Here is a 15274-nt window from a genome sequence, read left to right as displayed (position 1 = left end):
GGGATAGGTGCGCAAGGAACACGCAAGGATACCCCACAGCCCTGTGGGACCGCCCCCTCGCTTACCGCGCGCGAACCTTCAGCGTCTCCACGCCGCGCAGGTTATTGCGGCGGTGCCAGGAGAGTTGATCCAGGTCAACCGGATGCAAGGCCGGGAAGCGGGTGAGTACGCCCGCAATGGCCGATTCGAGTTCGAGCGTGGCCAGCCGGGTGCCGAGGCAGTAGTGAATGCCGCCGCCGAAGGCGAGCGAGGGCACGGCGTCGCGGGAGAGGTCGAGGCGGTCTGGGTCGCTGTACACGGCCGGATCGCGGTTGGCGGCGCCAATCAGCATGAAGACGATGCTGCCGCGCGGGACGGTCACGTCTGCCACGGCGACCTCCTCGAACGCCGTGCGCACCACCATCTGCACCGCGCCGTCATAGCGCAGGCATTCGGCCACGGCTTGCGAGACCGCTGCGGTGTCGGACAACTGCGCCTTCAGGCGCGCCAGTTCGGCGGGCGCCCGGAACAGCGCAATCATGCTGTTGCCGATCATGTTCGAGGTGGTTTCATGGCCGGCCACGAACAGCAGGATCACGTTGGAGATGATCTCGGCCTCGCTCAGGGTGGCGCCGTTGTCCTCCGCGCCGAGCAGGCTGGAGATCAGATCCTCGCCGGGATGCGCGCGCCGCTGCGCCACCACGCGCTGGAAATACGCCTCCAGCTCAAGCGCCGCCTCGTTCGCCGCCGCGAGTTGGGTGGCGTTGAGCGGTGCGAGGTCGAGCGCGGAGGCCAGCCGGCTGGCGGCCGTGCCGAGTGCCACGCCGTCAGCGGCCGGGATATTCAGCAGCCGGCAGATGATCTCCACCGGCAACGGCAAGGCGAAATCCGCAATCAGGTCGAATTCGGGGTTGTCGCCGAGTTTGTCGCCGATGCGGTCGAGCAGCCCCTGCGTGGTGGCTTCGACAATCTCGCGCAGCCCCTCCACCTGCTTGCGGTTGAACGCCTGCATGAGCAGCGCGCGCAGCCGGGTATGCGCCGGCGGATTCATCATCAGGAAGGTACGGCTCAGCGCCTGGAACACCGGGTCTTGCGTGGCGGCTTCGCCGTAGCGCGCCTGCACGCTCTGGAGGTAAGTCTTGCCCATGCGGCGGTCGCGCAGCAGGGCATCGATCACCGTGAACTGGCCGGTAACAAAGATGTTGGGCCCGAGCGGCAGCAGGGCGCCCGCGTTGCGGATCTGGTCGTACAGCGGGTATGGATTCTCGAAAAAGGCGGGGGAAGCGAATGATTCGAAGTTCATCACTTTTTTCTTGATCTTGAGGAGGAGGGACGAAGGAAAACCGGTGCCGATTTTCGGGTCTGTTATAGCAGCCGGCCGGCTCGCCATCCATCTGACTCTGTATCGCAATGTATCTGGCCGCGTGAGGATACATGGCGAGCCAAAACCGTGCATTGGCGACACGTTGAGCCGCTACTTGGCCGCCACACTGCGTGGGTTCGTGCAAGTTTCGTTGCAGTGGGCGAATCAACCAGGAGAATCTGTATGTCCCATGCCGTTACCCAATCTGTCACTCAATCCGTTACCCCATCCGTTCGGCAATTCGCATTGGCCCGCCGGGCCATTTCAGGCGCGGCAATGCTCGCGGCCATTGGTTTTGCCGGCGCCATGCAACCCGTATTTGCCGCCGACCCGGCGCCGAAGGCGGCTGCCGCGCAGCGCGCGAGCACCGACGAGAGTATTCGTCCGTTCAAGGTGCATGTGCCCCAGCGCCAGCTCGACGATTTGCGCAAGCGGATTGCCGCCACGCGCTGGCCTGACAAGGAAACCGTGAGCGACGAATCCCAGGGCATCCAGACCGCGCGGGTGCAGGAACTCGTCAAATATTGGGGATCCCAATATGACTGGCGCAAGGCCGAGAAAGAGCTGAATGCGCTGCCCCAATTCGTCACGACCATCGACGGGGTGGATATTCATTTCATCCACGTCCGCTCGCGCCACCCCAACGCGCTGCCGGTCATCCTGACGCACGGCTGGCCGGGCTCGATTTTCGAGTTCACCAAGACCATTGGCCCGCTGACCGACCCGACGGCCTATGGCGGCTCGCCGGATGACGCGTTCGATGTCGTGATTCCGTCGATTCCCGGCTATGGCTTTTCCGGCAAGCCCACCGAACTGGGCTGGGGGCCGGACCGCACCGCGCGCGCGTGGGATGTCCTGATGAAGCGGCTGGGTTATACGCACTATGTGTCACAGGGTGGCGACCATGGCTCGGTGATTTCCGACGCGCTCGCGCGGCAGGCGCCGAAAGGCTTGCTGGCCATCCATCTGAATATGCCCGCCACCGTGCCGGGTCCGCTGATGAAGTCGATTCTCAGCGGCGATCCGGCGCCTTCGGAACTGACCGCCCCGGAGCGCGATGCCTACCAGTCGCTGAGCACCTTCTTCGGCCGCAACGCCGCCTACGGCGCGATGATGGTGACGCGGCCGCAGACCATTGGCTACGCGCTCTCGGATTCTCCGCTGGGCCTGGCCGCCTGGACCTACGAGAAAATCGCGCAATGGAGCGACAGCGGCGGCGTGCCCGAGCGCGTGGTGTCCCGCGACGCCATCCTGAACGACATCACGCTGTACTGGCTGACCAATACGGGCGCGTCTTCCTCGCGTTTCTATTGGGAAAACAATAACAACAACTTCAGCGCCGACGCGCAGAAGACGCGCGAGATCAAGGTGCCGGTGGCGATCAGCGTATTTCCGCACGAGATTTACCGCGCGCCGGAAAGCTGGAGCAAGCAGGCCTACCCGTCGCTGATGTACTACCACCAGACCGCCAAGGGCGGGCATTTCGCCGCCTGGGAGCAGCCGCAACTGTTTGCCGAGGAACTCCGCGCGGCATTCAAATCCGTGCGCTAACCCGTGGGCTAACCGGTGCGTTAATGCTTTCGCCGTCCTTCCCGTGGAAGCGATTTCCCGCCCGGCCGCAAGGCCTGGCGGGTTTTTTTACGGAATCAGCAGCAATTTTCCCGCCGAAGCCCGGCTCTCCATCTGGGCGAGGGCCGTTGCAGCCTCCGCCAGCGGATAAACCTGCCCGATACTCGGGTGCAATTTCCCCTCGATCATCCACTGGAACAGCCGGGCCGCCCGCGCGCGCAGCAATTCGGGCGTGCGCACGTGATGGGCGAATACCGCGTAGCCCAGCTTGATGCTCTTCGGCAGGCTCATGATGTCCAGCGTGCCGGGGCCGCCGAGCACCGGCCCGTACCAGCAGAACGTGCCGGCAACCCGGAGCGCATCGAGCGAACCCTGGAAGGTGGCCGGGCCGGAGCCGTCATAGACCACGTGCACGCCTTCGCCGCCCGACAGCCGCACGGCCGCTTCGGCAAACTCCCCGGCGGTGTCCACGATGACATGGTCGGCGCCGGTACGCCGGGCGATCTCCGCCTTGCTCTCCGACGAGACGCGGCCAATGACCGTGCCGCCCCGCAGCTTGATGATCTGCGTCAAGAGCAGGCCAACCCCGCCGGCGGCCGCGTGCACGAGGGCGATGTCGCCCGGCTGCACCGGATAGAACTCGGTGGCGAAGTGGCTGGCGGTGAGCCCCGCCATCATCACGGAGGCGGCCGCGCGATCGTCGATGGCGTCGGGCAGCGGCACCAGCGAGGTGGCCGGCATGACCACCATCTCGGCATAGCTGCCGGGGCCATAGGCCCAGGCCACGCGCTGGCCGGGCCGGAAGTCCACGACGCCTTCGCCAACGGCCACGACCCGTCCGGCTCCTTCCACGCCCATCCCCTTCGGGTAAGGCATCTCCAGCCAGAATTGGCCGCGCCGGACGCCAATGTCCATGAAGTTCACGCCAGCCACGGCAACTTCGACCAGCACCTCGCCCTTGGCCGGCGTGGGGGTGGGTACGTCGCCATAGGCGAGCCCATCGGGGTGATGCAGCAGTACAGCTTTCATGTCGTTACCTTATTTATTGAACGATCGTTCCAAAATGGAGAAAAAAACGGCTCACGCCAGCACCCGCAGCGCGAGGTTGCCCAGCGCCTGCAAATCGCCTGCGCTGGCCCCGCTACGGGCCGCGATCCGGATACCGGCAATGTTCGCGCTCACGAACCCGGCCACGTGTTTCGGATCCAGATCCGGGGCGATGTCGCCGTCGGCCTGGGCTTCCTTGATCCGGGCGGTCAGGGCATCCTCCAGCACGCGCGCGGCATCGTGATGAATCTGCGTCAGGTCCGCGCGCCCGTGCCCGAACTCGCAGATCGAGCCAACGCCCAGGCACGGCGTGTGCGCGTCAGCCACCACGCGCGCGATCAGGCGCTGGATGCCATCGCGCGCCTTGGGCTGGCTGCGCAGCGTGGCGAGATGCGCGTGGATTTCCGTCTCGGCATAGCGCTGCACCGCCGCGCGGTAGAGGTCCCACTTGTCGTGGAAGGTGTCGTAGAGGCTCTGCCGGCCGATTTTCATCGCGTCCGTCAGCATGCCGGCCGACGTCCCCGCAAAGCCGTGTTCGCGGAACACGCCAATCGCGGCATCGAGCGCTTCGTCCTTGTTGAATGCTTTGGGTCGGGCCATGGAGGGAATGTAGTAATTCTGGAACGTTTAGTCAAGAATTACGATGCGACATCACATTCCTATTACCCGCAGCCCCAGCAGAACGACCACCGCCACCCCCAGCAGTGCCGCCAGCGTTTGCCAGAACCGCAGCGGGTTCCGTTCCAGCAGTGGCGGCGTTGCCCGTTGCCAGAGCGGCTCGCTGGGCGCCCGCAATGCCTGGACGAACTCCGACAGGGCTTCGTGCCGCTTCAGGGCGTTGGGGTGCAGGGCGCGCCGCAGGGCGTGGTCGACCCAGGCCGGGAGTTCCGGGCGCTGCTCGCGCAGGCTGGTGTAGCGCAGGCGCCGGACGTCGGCGCGGTCGCGGATGCGCGTGACGTGCAGGCCGTAGGGCAGCTTGCCGGTCAGCATCTGGTAGGCCAGGGTGGCCAGCGAGAACAGGTCGGACGCCGCCGTGCCGTCATCGCCGACAAAGTATTCCGGCGCGGTGTATTGCAGCGTACCGACCGGCATGGCCGAGTGGGGCGGGCGTGTGGCCTCGGCCAGCCCCGCCACGTGGACCGAGCCGAAATCGATGATCTTGACGGTGCCCGAGCGGTCGATCATGACGTTCTCGGGGCGGAGATCCTGGTGCAGCATCTCGCGCCGGTGGAACGCCTGCAGCCCGGTGGCCAGCTGGGCGATGATGCCGCGCACGGCGTCCAGGTCGGGCAGGGGATGATCGATCATCCATTGCGCGAGCGTCTGGCCCTCCAGGTACTCCATCGCCACGAACAGGTGCTTGCGGGGCCGGTCCGCCGCGTGGGGACGCAGGACGTGCTGGTTGTCGATGCGCCGGGCGACCCATTCCTCGAGCAGGAAGCCCTCCAGATGGGCCGGGTCGTCGCGTTGATCCACGGCGGGCGTTTTCAGCGCCACGTGTTGCCCGCTGTGGTCGTCGACTGCCAGATGTACGTGGCTGCGGGCGCTGCCGTGCAGGGCCCGGACGATGGTGTAGCCCTCGAACTGCATGCGGGGCGCCAGCGGCGGCGGCAGGGTCAGGTGCCCGGTCTGCGCCATCGCGTTGCGGGCGCCGGGTTCCGGCAGGGCGTCGACACGGGCCAGCAGCAGCGTGACGTTGTCCTGGCTGCCGCGCGCCAGGGCCAGCGCCGTGAGCGCCTGCGCGGCGCGGTCCAGATCGTCGCCGCTGGCGGTCAGGGCCTGGTGGATATCGGCGGCTTCCAGGTATTCATAGGCGCCATCGGTGGCCAGCAGGTAGACCTCGCCGGGCTCCACGCCCCACGTGCGGTAGTCGATCTCGACAGACGGGCTCGCGCCCAGCGCCCGGCCCAGATAGGCCTCGGAGGCCGATACGCAGATCCGGTGATCGACGGTAAGCTGCTCCAGCGTATGCCGATGCAGCCGATAGACGCGCGCGTCGCCCACGTGCAGCAGGTGGGCCTCCCGCGCCTTGAAGATCAGCGCGCTGAAGGTGCAGACGTAGCCGCGATCGCGGTCGAAGCGGGCCTCGCTGTGCCGGCTCTGGGCGTGGAGCCAGGAGTTGACGGCGGCCAGCACGCACTGCGCCGCCCGCCGCACGGTCCAGGCTTCGGACGTGCAGTAGTAGTCCTCGAGGAAGGTGCGGACGGCGGCAGCGCTGGCGATCTGGCTCACCGCGCTGCTGCTGATGCCGTCCGCCAGCGCCAGCGCGACGCCCTTGGTCACGCGGTGGTGGCCGACGGGGTGGGCCACGCCATGAAAGTCCTGGTTGACCGCCTTCCGGCCAGCGTCGGAATGTTGGCCAACGCTGACCTGGAGCCCGCCGGACATGGCGTGGTCGCCTCGATGCCGGATAACGATCAGCCCAGCGCGCGCTTGCTGGCCGTCTTGTAGTGCGTGCTGTAGAGCGTGGCGCCCACGAAGGTCAGGCCGCCTACCAGGTTGCCCAGCACGGTGGGGATTTCATTCCAGATCAGGTAGTCCATGATCGTGAAGTTGCCGCCCAGCATCAGGCCCGACGGGAACAGGAACATGTTCACGATGGAGTGCTCGAAGCCCATGTAGAAGAACACGAGGATGGGCATCCACATGCCGATGACCTTGCCGGACACCGAGGTCGACATCATGGCGGCCACCACGCCCGTGGAGACCATCCAGTTGCACATCACGGCGCGGATGAACAGCGTCAGCATGCCGGCGGCGCCGTGCGCGGCGTAGCCCACGGTACGGCCTTCGCCGATGTGGCCGATCTTCTGGCCGACGGCGTTGGGGGCCTCGGAGAACCCGAAGGTGAAGATGATGGCCATGAACAGCGCCACGGTGATGGCGCCGGCGAAGTTGCCGCAGAACACCAGGCCCCAGTTGCGCATGACGCCGCCCCAGGTGGCGCCCGGGCGGCGGTCCAGCACGGCCAGCGGCGCGAGCGTGAAGACGCCGGTCAGCAGGTCGAAGCCCATCAGGTACAGCATGCAGAAGCCGACCGGGAACAGCAGTGCGCCAACCAGCGCGTTGCCGGTGTTGACGGTGACGGTCACCGCGAAGGCCGCCGCCAGCGCCAGGATGGCGCCGGCCATATAGGACCGGATCAGCGTGTCCCGCGTGGACATCAGCAGCTTGGACTCTCCGGCATCGACCATCTTGGTGACGAACTCGGTGGGGGCGAGATAGGCCATTGTGTATTTCCTCTCCGTTTGCTTCGTTTGCTTCGTTTGCTTCGTTTGGCTCGGAAATGACAAACGGCGTCCGTCCGCCCGGCCTACGGCCGGCGCGTGACAGGACGCCGTCATCCTTGATGCTTTACAGGGGGGTGTACTTCCAGGCCGCCATCAGCCCGATGTCAGTGCAACGCAGGTTCCATGCCCGCCGCGGGGTGGGGCCGGGAAGGGGCCGGGAAGGGGCCGGGAAGGGGCCGGGTTGGGGTGAGTGACGATCCCGGGGGGCGTTGGTAGTGCATGGCCCGCCCGCTTTTGGTGCGCGTGGGTGGCCGGGTTCAATCCTGGTGCCGATCGTCGTCCTGTGGGGGCAGGGCGAGGCCGGTGAGGGACAGGGTGGCTTCGGCGATGTCCGCCAGCCGGCGATTGTTGTCCATCGACGCCTTCTGCAGGGCCCGGAAGGCGGCGTCCTCGCTGAGCCCCATACGGGCCATCAGCGCATTCTTGGCGCGCTCGATCACCTTGCGCTCCTTGAGCGCGCGCCGGGCCGCATCGAGTTCCACTTCGGTCTGGGCCAGCCGTGCCGACTGCTGGCGCAGCAGGCGCTCCAGCGACGTGACCGTGGTGGCGTGCACGTCGGCAGGCCCGTTCGCGGCATCGGGCATGCCCGGCAGCACCGGGGCGGCGGCGGGCTGCTCGGCCACATCGAAAAAGCGCTCGACGGCATGGGTATGGGGCGGCGGATTGTCCAGCAGCTGGCGCAGCAGCCCGGCCGAATCCTGGAGATCGGCCTGGGAACGCTGGATCTGCGCCTCGCAGGCCTTGCGCAGGTCCTGTACCACCTGCATCTCCAGCGTCCACATGCCGGTGATGACCTCGCTGCACACTTCGAACCATTTCTCGCTGTCATCGTGAACCAGCGCCGCGCCCGGCGGCGTGGTCAGCAGCGTGCGGCGCATGCCGTCCTGCGCGGCAACCGCGGCGCTGGCCTGCCGTTGCCGCCATGCCGCGAGCAGCGTCGGATCGGCAAAGCGCTCGAACATCTGGAAGCTGCGCTGCTGGGCTTCCACCAACTGCTGCACGCGCTGCTGCGCGGTGCCGGCGCAGGTGCCGGAGGCGAACATCTGCGCGCCGACGGCCCGCTCCTGCCCGGCGGCTTCCTTGCCCTGCACGAGGTAGACGAAGGCCACCAGCGGCCGGGCGATGCCCGGGTACATGGCCACATCGGCCAGATGGAAGATCAACTCCAGCAGCGCGGCAATCAGGCGGCTGAATGCCGCCACGGCGTCGTGCGCGGTGGTCTGGCATTGATCGATGGAGTGGCGCAGCGCCGGCAGCGTGGCCAGGTCGAGCTGCACCCAGGCCATCAACGACACCATCGACGCCGTGCCTGTCTGCCCTGTCTGGCCCGCTTCCAGCTGGTTGGCAAAGCGCTCGTCCAGCCGGGACGCGATGTGGACCGCTTCGCCCATCGCCGTCTGGCGCTCCTGCGCCAGCCGTTGCCCACCCGAGGCCAGGAAGATGCTGCTGGCCCCCCGTTCACGCTGCAAGGCGTGGATCAGCTGGCCGATCAGGTCGGCCAGCTCCACACGGCTTGCCATCAGGCGAACGGCCTCGATCTCGAGCTGCTTGGCCCGAAGGACGAGGGTTGAGGCGGAAAGGGGCATTGTTCTGGGAGTGTGGGGCGCGGCCGGGATGGGTACTACGCATTTGCTGGGTAGTACGCAAATGTCGTGCCATTTGTATCATCCGTGCCGCGCCTTCCCTGCCTCTCTGTCCCGCTGTCCGCCTACAGTGCCTGCACCTGCACAGGCGCGCCGGGTTTGCCATTTTCCGACGGGGCGATCACGAGATAGCGGCGCGCGCCGGCCCCGGCATCGTCCCGCACCACCTGCCGGATCGGGCCAATCGCGTTGACGATGGCCGAGCCGGCCGGATTCGTCATGAAGGCGGCGAGCGGCTCCAGCGGGCCGCCGCCGTCCGCGCGGCTGGCGAGCGCCAGCACATAGGCATGCTTCGGTTGCAGCCCGGTGGCCGATGCCTGCAGGACCTGGAGCAGCCCCTGGTCGAACAGCGTGACGCTGGTCGGCGCATGGTCGGTGGCCACCGGCTTGCCGCTCACGACGCCATGCAGCTTCAGCTGCGTGGTCTGCCCGGCTACCCCCAGCGGCTGGAGCCCCTGCGTGCCGTCGCCCTCGGGCACGGCGTTCGGCACATAGGCGATGGCCTGCGGCGCCTGCCCGACCGGCACGTTGGCCACCACCTGGTTGGTGGCGGTGTCGATGGCGGTCAGCTGGTCGGCGTTCTCCAGCCCCACGTAGATGCGGGTGCCGTCGCCCGAGGGCCAGATGCCGTGCGGCAGGCTCCCCACCGGAATCGTGGCCACCTGGGAGAAGTCGTCAGTCCGGAACACCTTGACCTGATTCAGCCCGCCCACCGTGATATAGGCGAAGTCGCCCGCCGCCGTGTGGGCGAAGTTGACGTGGTTGGTGATCGGGCCCGTCTCCAGCGTCTTGATCAGGCGGAAGGGCGGGCGGGCCTCGAACACCTGGGCCTTGCCGATGTCCTTGAGCGTGAACCAGACCTGCCTGCCGTCAGGCGTGGCGGCGATGTTCGGGCAGAACGGGCTCTCCTGCTTCACGCGCCCCACGATCTGGTGGTCGGCCACGCTGACCACCGCCGTTTCCGGGTTGAACGACGAGCAGATGTAGCCGTACTTGCCATCGGGCGAGAAGATCTGCATGCCCGGGCCGTCGGCCACGGTGATGCGGGTCTTTTCCTGGAACGTGGCGGCGTCGATCACCGAGATGTAGTTCTCCCCGCGCACGGTGACCCAGACCTCCTTGCCGTCCGGCGTGTAGAACGCCTCGTGCGGAGACCGTCCCACATAGGTGACGTGCTTGACGGCATTGGTGGCGGTGTCGATGAACGACACCGAGTTCGATCCGATCGACACAACGGCCAGGGTGCGGTGATCCGGCGAGAAGCCCATGCCGTGCACCAGCACCTGGCCGCGATACAGCGGGCTGAAGTTGCCGGGCGCGGGGTCGCCCAGGCGGATGACGCCCAGCAACCGGTTGTCCGCCGGGTCCGTCACGGAAACCGTATTCGAGAACTGCTCCGCGGCGTAGAGGCGGTCCCGGTGGCTGATAGGCACGTCTGGCGCCGCCGAAGACCCAGGCGCCTGACCGGCCAGGGCCGCGCCGGCCGCGCCGAGCAGCAGCATGAGGGAGAGGGTGTTCCTGAGGGCGTGTCTTGTCATGGTCGGGGCGATTCAGTGCGCGTGAGCGGAATGGTTGGGGGGAGTCGGTTGGGTCGCCGGTTGGGTCGTCGGTTGGGTCGTTGGTTGGACCGGATCGGGCCGGGTAGGCGCCGGCGTGGAAGGCGGGAGGGGCTGCCCCAGCGCCAGCCGCATCGCGGCAATCTCCTGCAACTGGTCGACGATGATTTCCTGCGCGATGCGCCGGAGCTGCTCGTTCTTGCCGTGGCGCAGTTCGGCCATGGCCATGTCGATGGCGCCCTGATGGTGGGGAATCATCATCGCGACGAAATCCTCGTCGACGTTGCCGCTGGGCTTGACCGCCATGTCGTCCATCATCTTCGTCATGGCGGCATCGCTCTCCGCCAGGAACGCGGCGCCGTCAGGGCCGGCGGGCGGCGCCGCGACGGCGGGCAGCGCAAGGGCGGCCAATAGCGGCAGGACAAACCGGAGGGTGGATCTTGGTGATCGTGGAAGACTGGGCACGGGGCTCCTCGCGAAGGGCGGCGGCCTCACGCGAGGCCACATGCCCGGTAAACGCAGGGCACCCGGCGGTTATTCCATGGCGGGGTGCGGCAAATTTATACCCGGGTAATATTGACTTTAATTTTATCCGGGTATAAATTGCGGCCATCACCAAGGGGCAAACCATGAATCCAACTGAAATCCTTCCGTCCCATATCGCCTTCGAGGGCCATCGACGCCTCGCCTCCGGCCCGCTCGGCGTGGTCGCACTGGCGGTCAGGCGCGCAATGGAAGGGAAAGCCAGCGGCCCGGTGCTGGTCTTCGACAACGCCACCGGGCGCACCATCGACATCGACACACGCGGCAGCGATGCGGAGATCGTCGCCCGGTTCCAGCCGGAGGGCGGGGATGCCGCCGCCGATCAGGACGACACCCCGGACACGCCGCGCGGCAGGGGCCGCCCGAAACTCGGCGTCGTGGCGCGCGAGGTCACGCTATTGCCGCGTCATTGGGACTGGCTGGCCCAGCAGCCGGGCGGGGCATCCGTGGCGCTGCGAAAGCTCGTGGAAGAGGCACGCCGCGCGAATGCGCATGGCGACAATCGCCGCGCGGCACGGGAGCGGGCGTATCACTTCATGTCGGCAATGGCCGGGGATCTCCCGGGTTTTGAGGAGGCGGCACGGGCGCTGTTTGCGGATGAGCGGGGCCGCTTGGGGGAGTTGATCGCCGGATGGCCCGAGGACGTGCGCGGGCATGTGGTTTGGTTGGGGTTTGGGGAGGGTGCGGAGGAGGGTGCGGAGGAGAACGGCGAGCAAGTTGAGGGCTGAGGGCGGGCCGCCCCAGCACGACGAATGCGGTGAAGCAGGCACCGGCTGCACCCTTCATTGACATATCGAGAAATGCCGATATAATGCCGTCATGGACCTGCTCGAAATTTTCAAAGCCCTCTCGAACCGGACTCGGCTCGAGATCCTGCGCGGCCTGAAAGACCCCGTGAAGCACTTCCCGCCCCAGGATGAGGGCGATGTTCACACGGTGGGCGTTTGCGTGAGCAGCATCCAGGAAGGGGTCGGGCTGTCGCAATCAACGGTGTCGGATTACCTTGCCACCCTGCAACGCGCGGGCCTGGTCGAGGTCCGGCGCATCGGACAGTGGACCTACTACAAGCGGAACGAAGCAGCCATCAGCGCTCTCACCCAGCTCATCGGGAAGGAGCTTTGATTTTTTGCCTGCCTGTTTTTTGCCTCTTTATATCGATATTTCCCGATATCCCTTTTTATCGAAACACACCGGAGAAACGCAATGAAAGCACTGGTACTGAAAACATTCGGCGGCCCTGACGCGTTCGCACTTTGGGACGTACCCAAGCCCGCGCCTCAGGCGGGACAAGTCCTGGTCCGGGTCGAGGCCACCTCGATCAATCCCCTGGACTATCAGGTCCGGCGCGGTGACTACGCCGACCTGGTGCCGCTGCCCGCCATTACCGGCCACGACGTCTCTGGCGTCGTCGAAGCCATCGGCCCCGGCGTGACGGCCTTCACCCCCGGCGACGAAGTCTGGTACACCCCGCAGATCTTCGACGGCCCCGGAAGCTATGCCGAATACCACGTTGCATCCGAGAACATCGTCGGGAAGAAGCCTGCGTCCCTGAGCCACCTCGAAGCGGCAAGCCTGAGCCTCGTTGGCGGAACGGTGTGGGAAGCGCTGGGCGCGCGTGCGGCGCTGCGCGTGGGAGAAAGCATCCTGATCCACGGCGGGGCGGGCGGCGTCGGCCATATCGCGATCCAGGTCGCGAAAGCGATGGGCGCCCGGGTATTCACGACCGTACGCGATGCCAACTTCGAGTTCGCAAGACGCCTGGGGGCCGACGTGGTCATCGACTATCGGAAAGAGGATTACGTCGACGCGATCCTGCGCGAGACAGGCGGCCAAGGCGTCGATGTCGTGCTCGACACCGTCGGCGGCAACACGCTGTCCCGCAGCCCCGACGCCCTCGCCCAGCTCGGCCGCGTTGTCTCGATCGTCGATACCGCGCAGCCGCAGAACGTGATACAGGCATGGGGCAAGAACGCGAGCTACCACTTCGTGTTCACACGACAGAACCGCGGCAAGCTCGATGAACTGAGCGCATTGGTCGAGCGCGGCCAACTGCGGCCGCACGTCGGCGCTGTCTATTCCCTCGCCGACATCCCCCTCGCCCACGCCCGACTCGAGCGTTCCGACAACGGCCTGCAGGGAAAGATCGCGATTGCGGTTGGGCCGCTGGCGCAGCGCGACCGTGCAAACGCCTGAGCCATTGAAGGAACAGCATGATCTACGAAATTGCCCTGCTGCCCGTCCGCAAGGAACACCTCGACACGTTTACCGATGCGTTCGCCAGGGTCGCGCCGCTGCTCGCCCGGGCGAAGGGCTATGGCGGCCATCTGCTTGCACAGGGCATTGAAACGCCCGAAGTCTTCAACCTCATCGTACGATGGTCCTCGCTCGAGGATCATCGGCTGGGTTTCGAACCGAGCGAAGACCATCAGACGTTCATGGCCGGGTTGGAGGCATACCTGGCGGGAGAGCCGACGGTCTATCACGTTGCAGAGAGGGGTGGGGACCAAGCGTCGTCTCAGACAAACGCAGCGCAATCGATTACGCTTTACCCTTTCGACAGCGTCGGTGAAGGTGCCTATGACAAGAGATGACAAGCTGCGGCAGATCGCGGCGGAATTCGGATTTGATCCGGACGAGGAAATCAAGATCGGTGGAAAGTACACACCTGTTTTGGTTGATGGCAACGTAGCCTACGTTGCTGGCCAAATCCCGCGAGTTGGAGAAACGGTGCGCTTCGTTGGCGTAGTGGGCGAATCCATTTCGCTCGACGAGGCGCGCCGTGCAGCAGGGACTTCGACGCTGCGTGCCCTGTCCCTCATCAAAAAAAGCTGCGGAACGCTCGACGCCATCCAGGCGGTGCCGCGCATCACCGTATTTGTGCGCAGCGCGCCAGACTTCACGATGCAGAGCGAAGTGGCCGACGGCGCATCCGACGTCCTGTATTCGGTGCTGGGCGACGTCGGCATACACACTCGCTCGTCTGTTGGTGTACTGCAATTGCCAAAAGGCGCGTCGATAGAAGTGGATTTTATTTTTACGATACGGCCTGCGTAGTGGCGTCAATCGTTTGGTGAGATTGCTTGCGGGAAATCCGCAGGAACCACACAAGACCGGCCAGCGTCAGGGCAGAGCCGGCCCACACGGCTGACAGCAGCCCGTGGCCCTGCGCGATGGCCTGCCCGCCCGTCCACGCGCCAATGGCGTTGGCCACGTTGAGCGCGCCAGGTTCATTGCGCCCATCAGCGTCGGCGCATCCGGAGCGGCCTGGGTGAGCCGGACCTGGATGGTCGGGATCGCCACCATCATCGTTGCGCCCACCGCAAACAGGCCCGCCATCAGGACACCGGCGTTCTGGCCGCCCATCGCCAGCAGCGCCATGGCGACCAGCGCGCTGCCGAAGCCGGCTGCCACGCCCCGCGTGGGATGACGGTCGGCCAGCCAGCCACCGAGGACGTTGCCCAGCGTCATGCCGACGCCGAAGAGGGCCAGCGCAATCGGAATCCAGTGCTCGCCGAGCCGGGCGCCGTCGGTGACGAAGGGGCCAATAAAGGTGTAGACGGCGAAGATGCTGGCCACGCCCAGGGCGGCCACGGCCACCATCGCCCAGACGGCCGGGCGGTTCAGGGCCCGAAGCTCCTGCAGCACCGGCCCGCCGTCCAGCGCGCTGGAGCGCGGCACCCAGGCCCATAGCGCCACCAGCGACAACAGGCCCAGTGCCGACACGGCCAGATAGGCATTGCGCCAGCCAAGGGTCTGGCCCATCAGCGTGGCCAGCGGCGACCCCACGATGGTGGCGACGGTCAGGCCCGTCATCACCAGCGCAAAGGCCCGCCCACCCTGACCCGGCCCGACGATGTAGGAGGCCACCACGGCGCCCGCGCCGAAGTAGGCCCCTTGCGGAATGCCGCTCAGGAAGCGCGCCAGCGTGAAGCTGACCAGGCCGGTTGCCACCGACGACAGCACATTGCCCAGCACGAAGACCCCCATCAAGGCCAGCAACAGGTGCTTGCGGTTCAGCTTGGCGGCCAGGATCGTGACGGCGGGGCCGCCCAGCACCACGCCCAGGGCATAGGCCTCGATGGCGTGCGTGGCGGTGGTCAGGTCGAGTTCCAGGCCCGCGGCAAACTGCTGGAGCAGGCCCATGCTGGCGAATTCGGACGTACCGATCGAGAAGGTGCCGAGTGCCAGTGCCAGCAGCGTCAAGGTCCTGCGGCTGATCTGGCGGGCGTCGGTGCAGTGCGTCTTCGTCGAGTTGCACTGGGGTTCGTAGGCTTGGTTGTGCAT

15 protein-coding genes are annotated in these 15274 nt (G+C 66.4%); 6 read left to right on the top strand and 9 right to left on the bottom strand.

All coding sequences use genetic code 11. The features are described 5' to 3' along the window. Positions 1 to 61: 61 nt before the first annotated feature. Positions 62 to 1282: a cytochrome P450 gene (locus tag KHO18_RS11055; protein WP_211943176.1), complete on the bottom strand. Its 1221-nt coding sequence runs from the start codon at positions 1280 to 1282 to the stop codon at positions 62 to 64. A 336-nt stretch (positions 1283 to 1618) separates the two neighbouring features. Between KHO18_RS11055 and KHO18_RS11050 the strand changes: the two genes are divergently transcribed. Then, a complete protein-coding gene (locus tag KHO18_RS11050; protein WP_144196429.1) occupies positions 1619 to 2893 on the top strand; it encodes an epoxide hydrolase family protein in 1275 nt (424 codons plus the stop codon). 87 nt (positions 2894 to 2980) lie between these two features. Here KHO18_RS11050 and KHO18_RS11045 read toward each other — a convergent pair whose 3' ends face one another. The 7 genes from KHO18_RS11045 to KHO18_RS11015 form a co-directional block, all read right to left on the bottom strand. Beyond that, positions 2981 to 3940, bottom strand: a complete 960-nt coding sequence (locus KHO18_RS11045; RefSeq protein WP_144196430.1) for a quinone oxidoreductase family protein — start codon at positions 3938 to 3940, stop codon at positions 2981 to 2983. 51 nt (positions 3941 to 3991) lie between these two features. Next, positions 3992 to 4558 (bottom strand): TetR/AcrR family transcriptional regulator, encoded by a 567-nt coding sequence (locus KHO18_RS11040; RefSeq protein ID WP_144196431.1) that lies wholly within the window; start codon positions 4556 to 4558, stop codon positions 3992 to 3994. Between the two features lie 51 nt (positions 4559 to 4609). Then, positions 4610 to 6346 carry a bifunctional protein-serine/threonine kinase/phosphatase gene (locus tag KHO18_RS11035; RefSeq protein WP_211943174.1) on the bottom strand — a complete coding sequence of 579 codons (1737 nt, stop codon included), beginning with the start codon at positions 6344 to 6346 and terminating at the stop codon, positions 4610 to 4612. Between the two features lie 29 nt (positions 6347 to 6375). Then, on the bottom strand, positions 6376 to 7188 hold the full coding sequence (locus KHO18_RS11030; RefSeq protein WP_144196433.1) for a formate/nitrite transporter family protein: 813 nt from the start codon (positions 7186 to 7188) through the stop codon (positions 6376 to 6378). A gap of 317 nt (positions 7189 to 7505) precedes the next feature. Then, on the bottom strand, positions 7506 to 8834 hold the full coding sequence (locus KHO18_RS11025; protein ID WP_211943173.1) for a nitrate- and nitrite sensing domain-containing protein: 1329 nt from the start codon (positions 8832 to 8834) through the stop codon (positions 7506 to 7508). 122 nt (positions 8835 to 8956) lie between these two features. Continuing rightward, positions 8957 to 10429, bottom strand: a complete 1473-nt coding sequence (locus KHO18_RS11020; RefSeq protein ID WP_211943172.1) for a YncE family protein — start codon at positions 10427 to 10429, stop codon at positions 8957 to 8959. A 12-nt stretch (positions 10430 to 10441) separates the two neighbouring features. Beyond that, positions 10442 to 10954: a DUF305 domain-containing protein gene (locus KHO18_RS11015; protein ID WP_211943171.1), complete on the bottom strand. Its 513-nt coding sequence runs from the start codon at positions 10952 to 10954 to the stop codon at positions 10442 to 10444. Positions 10955 to 11076: 122 nt separating this feature from the next. On the opposite strand from KHO18_RS11015, the gene KHO18_RS11010 reads away from it, so the two are divergent. The 5 genes from KHO18_RS11010 (at position 11077) to KHO18_RS10990 (ending at position 14044) form a co-directional block, all read left to right on the top strand. Next, positions 11077 to 11718, top strand: coding sequence for a DUF2239 family protein (locus tag KHO18_RS11010; protein ID WP_144196437.1), 642 nt, complete (start codon positions 11077 to 11079; stop codon positions 11716 to 11718). 91 nt (positions 11719 to 11809) lie between these two features. Then, positions 11810 to 12112, top strand: coding sequence for an ArsR/SmtB family transcription factor (locus KHO18_RS11005; protein WP_144196438.1), 303 nt, complete (start codon positions 11810 to 11812; stop codon positions 12110 to 12112). Positions 12113 to 12193: 81 nt separating this feature from the next. Beyond that, positions 12194 to 13183, top strand: a complete 990-nt coding sequence (locus KHO18_RS11000) for a zinc-dependent alcohol dehydrogenase family protein (RefSeq protein WP_144196439.1) — start codon at positions 12194 to 12196, stop codon at positions 13181 to 13183. 17 nt (positions 13184 to 13200) lie between these two features. Next, positions 13201 to 13581 carry an antibiotic biosynthesis monooxygenase family protein gene (locus KHO18_RS10995; RefSeq protein ID WP_211943170.1) on the top strand — a complete coding sequence of 127 codons (381 nt, stop codon included), beginning with the start codon at positions 13201 to 13203 and terminating at the stop codon, positions 13579 to 13581. Then, positions 13568 to 14044 (top strand): RidA family protein, encoded by a 477-nt coding sequence (locus KHO18_RS10990; protein ID WP_144196441.1) that lies wholly within the window; start codon positions 13568 to 13570, stop codon positions 14042 to 14044. Before KHO18_RS10995 ends, KHO18_RS10990 begins: the two co-directional genes overlap by 14 nt. 66 nt (positions 14045 to 14110) lie before the next feature. Here the strand turns inward: KHO18_RS10990 and KHO18_RS10985 are convergent, their stop codons facing one another. Continuing rightward, positions 14111 to 15274, bottom strand: a complete 1164-nt coding sequence (locus KHO18_RS10985; protein ID WP_211943169.1) for an MFS transporter — start codon at positions 15272 to 15274, stop codon at positions 14111 to 14113.

Source organism: Cupriavidus campinensis (assembly GCF_905397395.1).
Taxonomy (GTDB): Bacteria; Pseudomonadota; Gammaproteobacteria; order Burkholderiales; family Burkholderiaceae; genus Cupriavidus; species Cupriavidus campinensis.
This window is presented reverse-complemented; position numbering and strand designations above follow the sequence as displayed.

Bases quoted from the DNA above. Each gene is read 5' to 3' on its own strand.
- KHO18_RS11055 (WP_211943176.1), bottom strand. From the start codon at position 1,282: ATGAACTTCGAATCATTCGCTTCCCCCGCCTTTTTCGAGAATCCATAC.
- KHO18_RS11050 (WP_144196429.1), top strand. From the start codon at position 1,619: ATGCTCGCGGCCATTGGTTTTGCCGGCGCCATGCAACCCGTATTTGCC.
- KHO18_RS11045 (WP_144196430.1), bottom strand. From the start codon at position 3,940: ATGAAAGCTGTACTGCTGCATCACCCCGATGGGCTCGCCTATGGCGAC.
- KHO18_RS11040 (WP_144196431.1), bottom strand. From the start codon at position 4,558: ATGGCCCGACCCAAAGCATTCAACAAGGACGAAGCGCTCGATGCCGCG.
- KHO18_RS11035 (WP_211943174.1), bottom strand. From the start codon at position 6,346: ATGTCCGGCGGGCTCCAGGTCAGCGTTGGCCAACATTCCGACGCTGGC.
- KHO18_RS11030 (WP_144196433.1), bottom strand. From the start codon at position 7,188: ATGGCCTATCTCGCCCCCACCGAGTTCGTCACCAAGATGGTCGATGCC.
- KHO18_RS11025 (WP_211943173.1), bottom strand. From the start codon at position 8,834: ATGCCCCTTTCCGCCTCAACCCTCGTCCTTCGGGCCAAGCAGCTCGAG.
- KHO18_RS11020 (WP_211943172.1), bottom strand. From the start codon at position 10,429: ATGACAAGACACGCCCTCAGGAACACCCTCTCCCTCATGCTGCTGCTC.
- KHO18_RS11015 (WP_211943171.1), bottom strand. From the start codon at position 10,954: ATGTGGCCTCGCGTGAGGCCGCCGCCCTTCGCGAGGAGCCCCGTGCCC.
- KHO18_RS11010 (WP_144196437.1), top strand. From the start codon at position 11,077: ATGAATCCAACTGAAATCCTTCCGTCCCATATCGCCTTCGAGGGCCAT.
- KHO18_RS11005 (WP_144196438.1), top strand. From the start codon at position 11,810: ATGGACCTGCTCGAAATTTTCAAAGCCCTCTCGAACCGGACTCGGCTC.
- KHO18_RS11000 (WP_144196439.1), top strand. From the start codon at position 12,194: ATGAAAGCACTGGTACTGAAAACATTCGGCGGCCCTGACGCGTTCGCA.
- KHO18_RS10995 (WP_211943170.1), top strand. From the start codon at position 13,201: ATGATCTACGAAATTGCCCTGCTGCCCGTCCGCAAGGAACACCTCGAC.
- KHO18_RS10990 (WP_144196441.1), top strand. From the start codon at position 13,568: ATGACAAGAGATGACAAGCTGCGGCAGATCGCGGCGGAATTCGGATTT.
- KHO18_RS10985 (WP_211943169.1), bottom strand. From the start codon at position 15,274: ATGCACAACCAAGCCTACGAACCCCAGTGCAACTCGACGAAGACGCAC.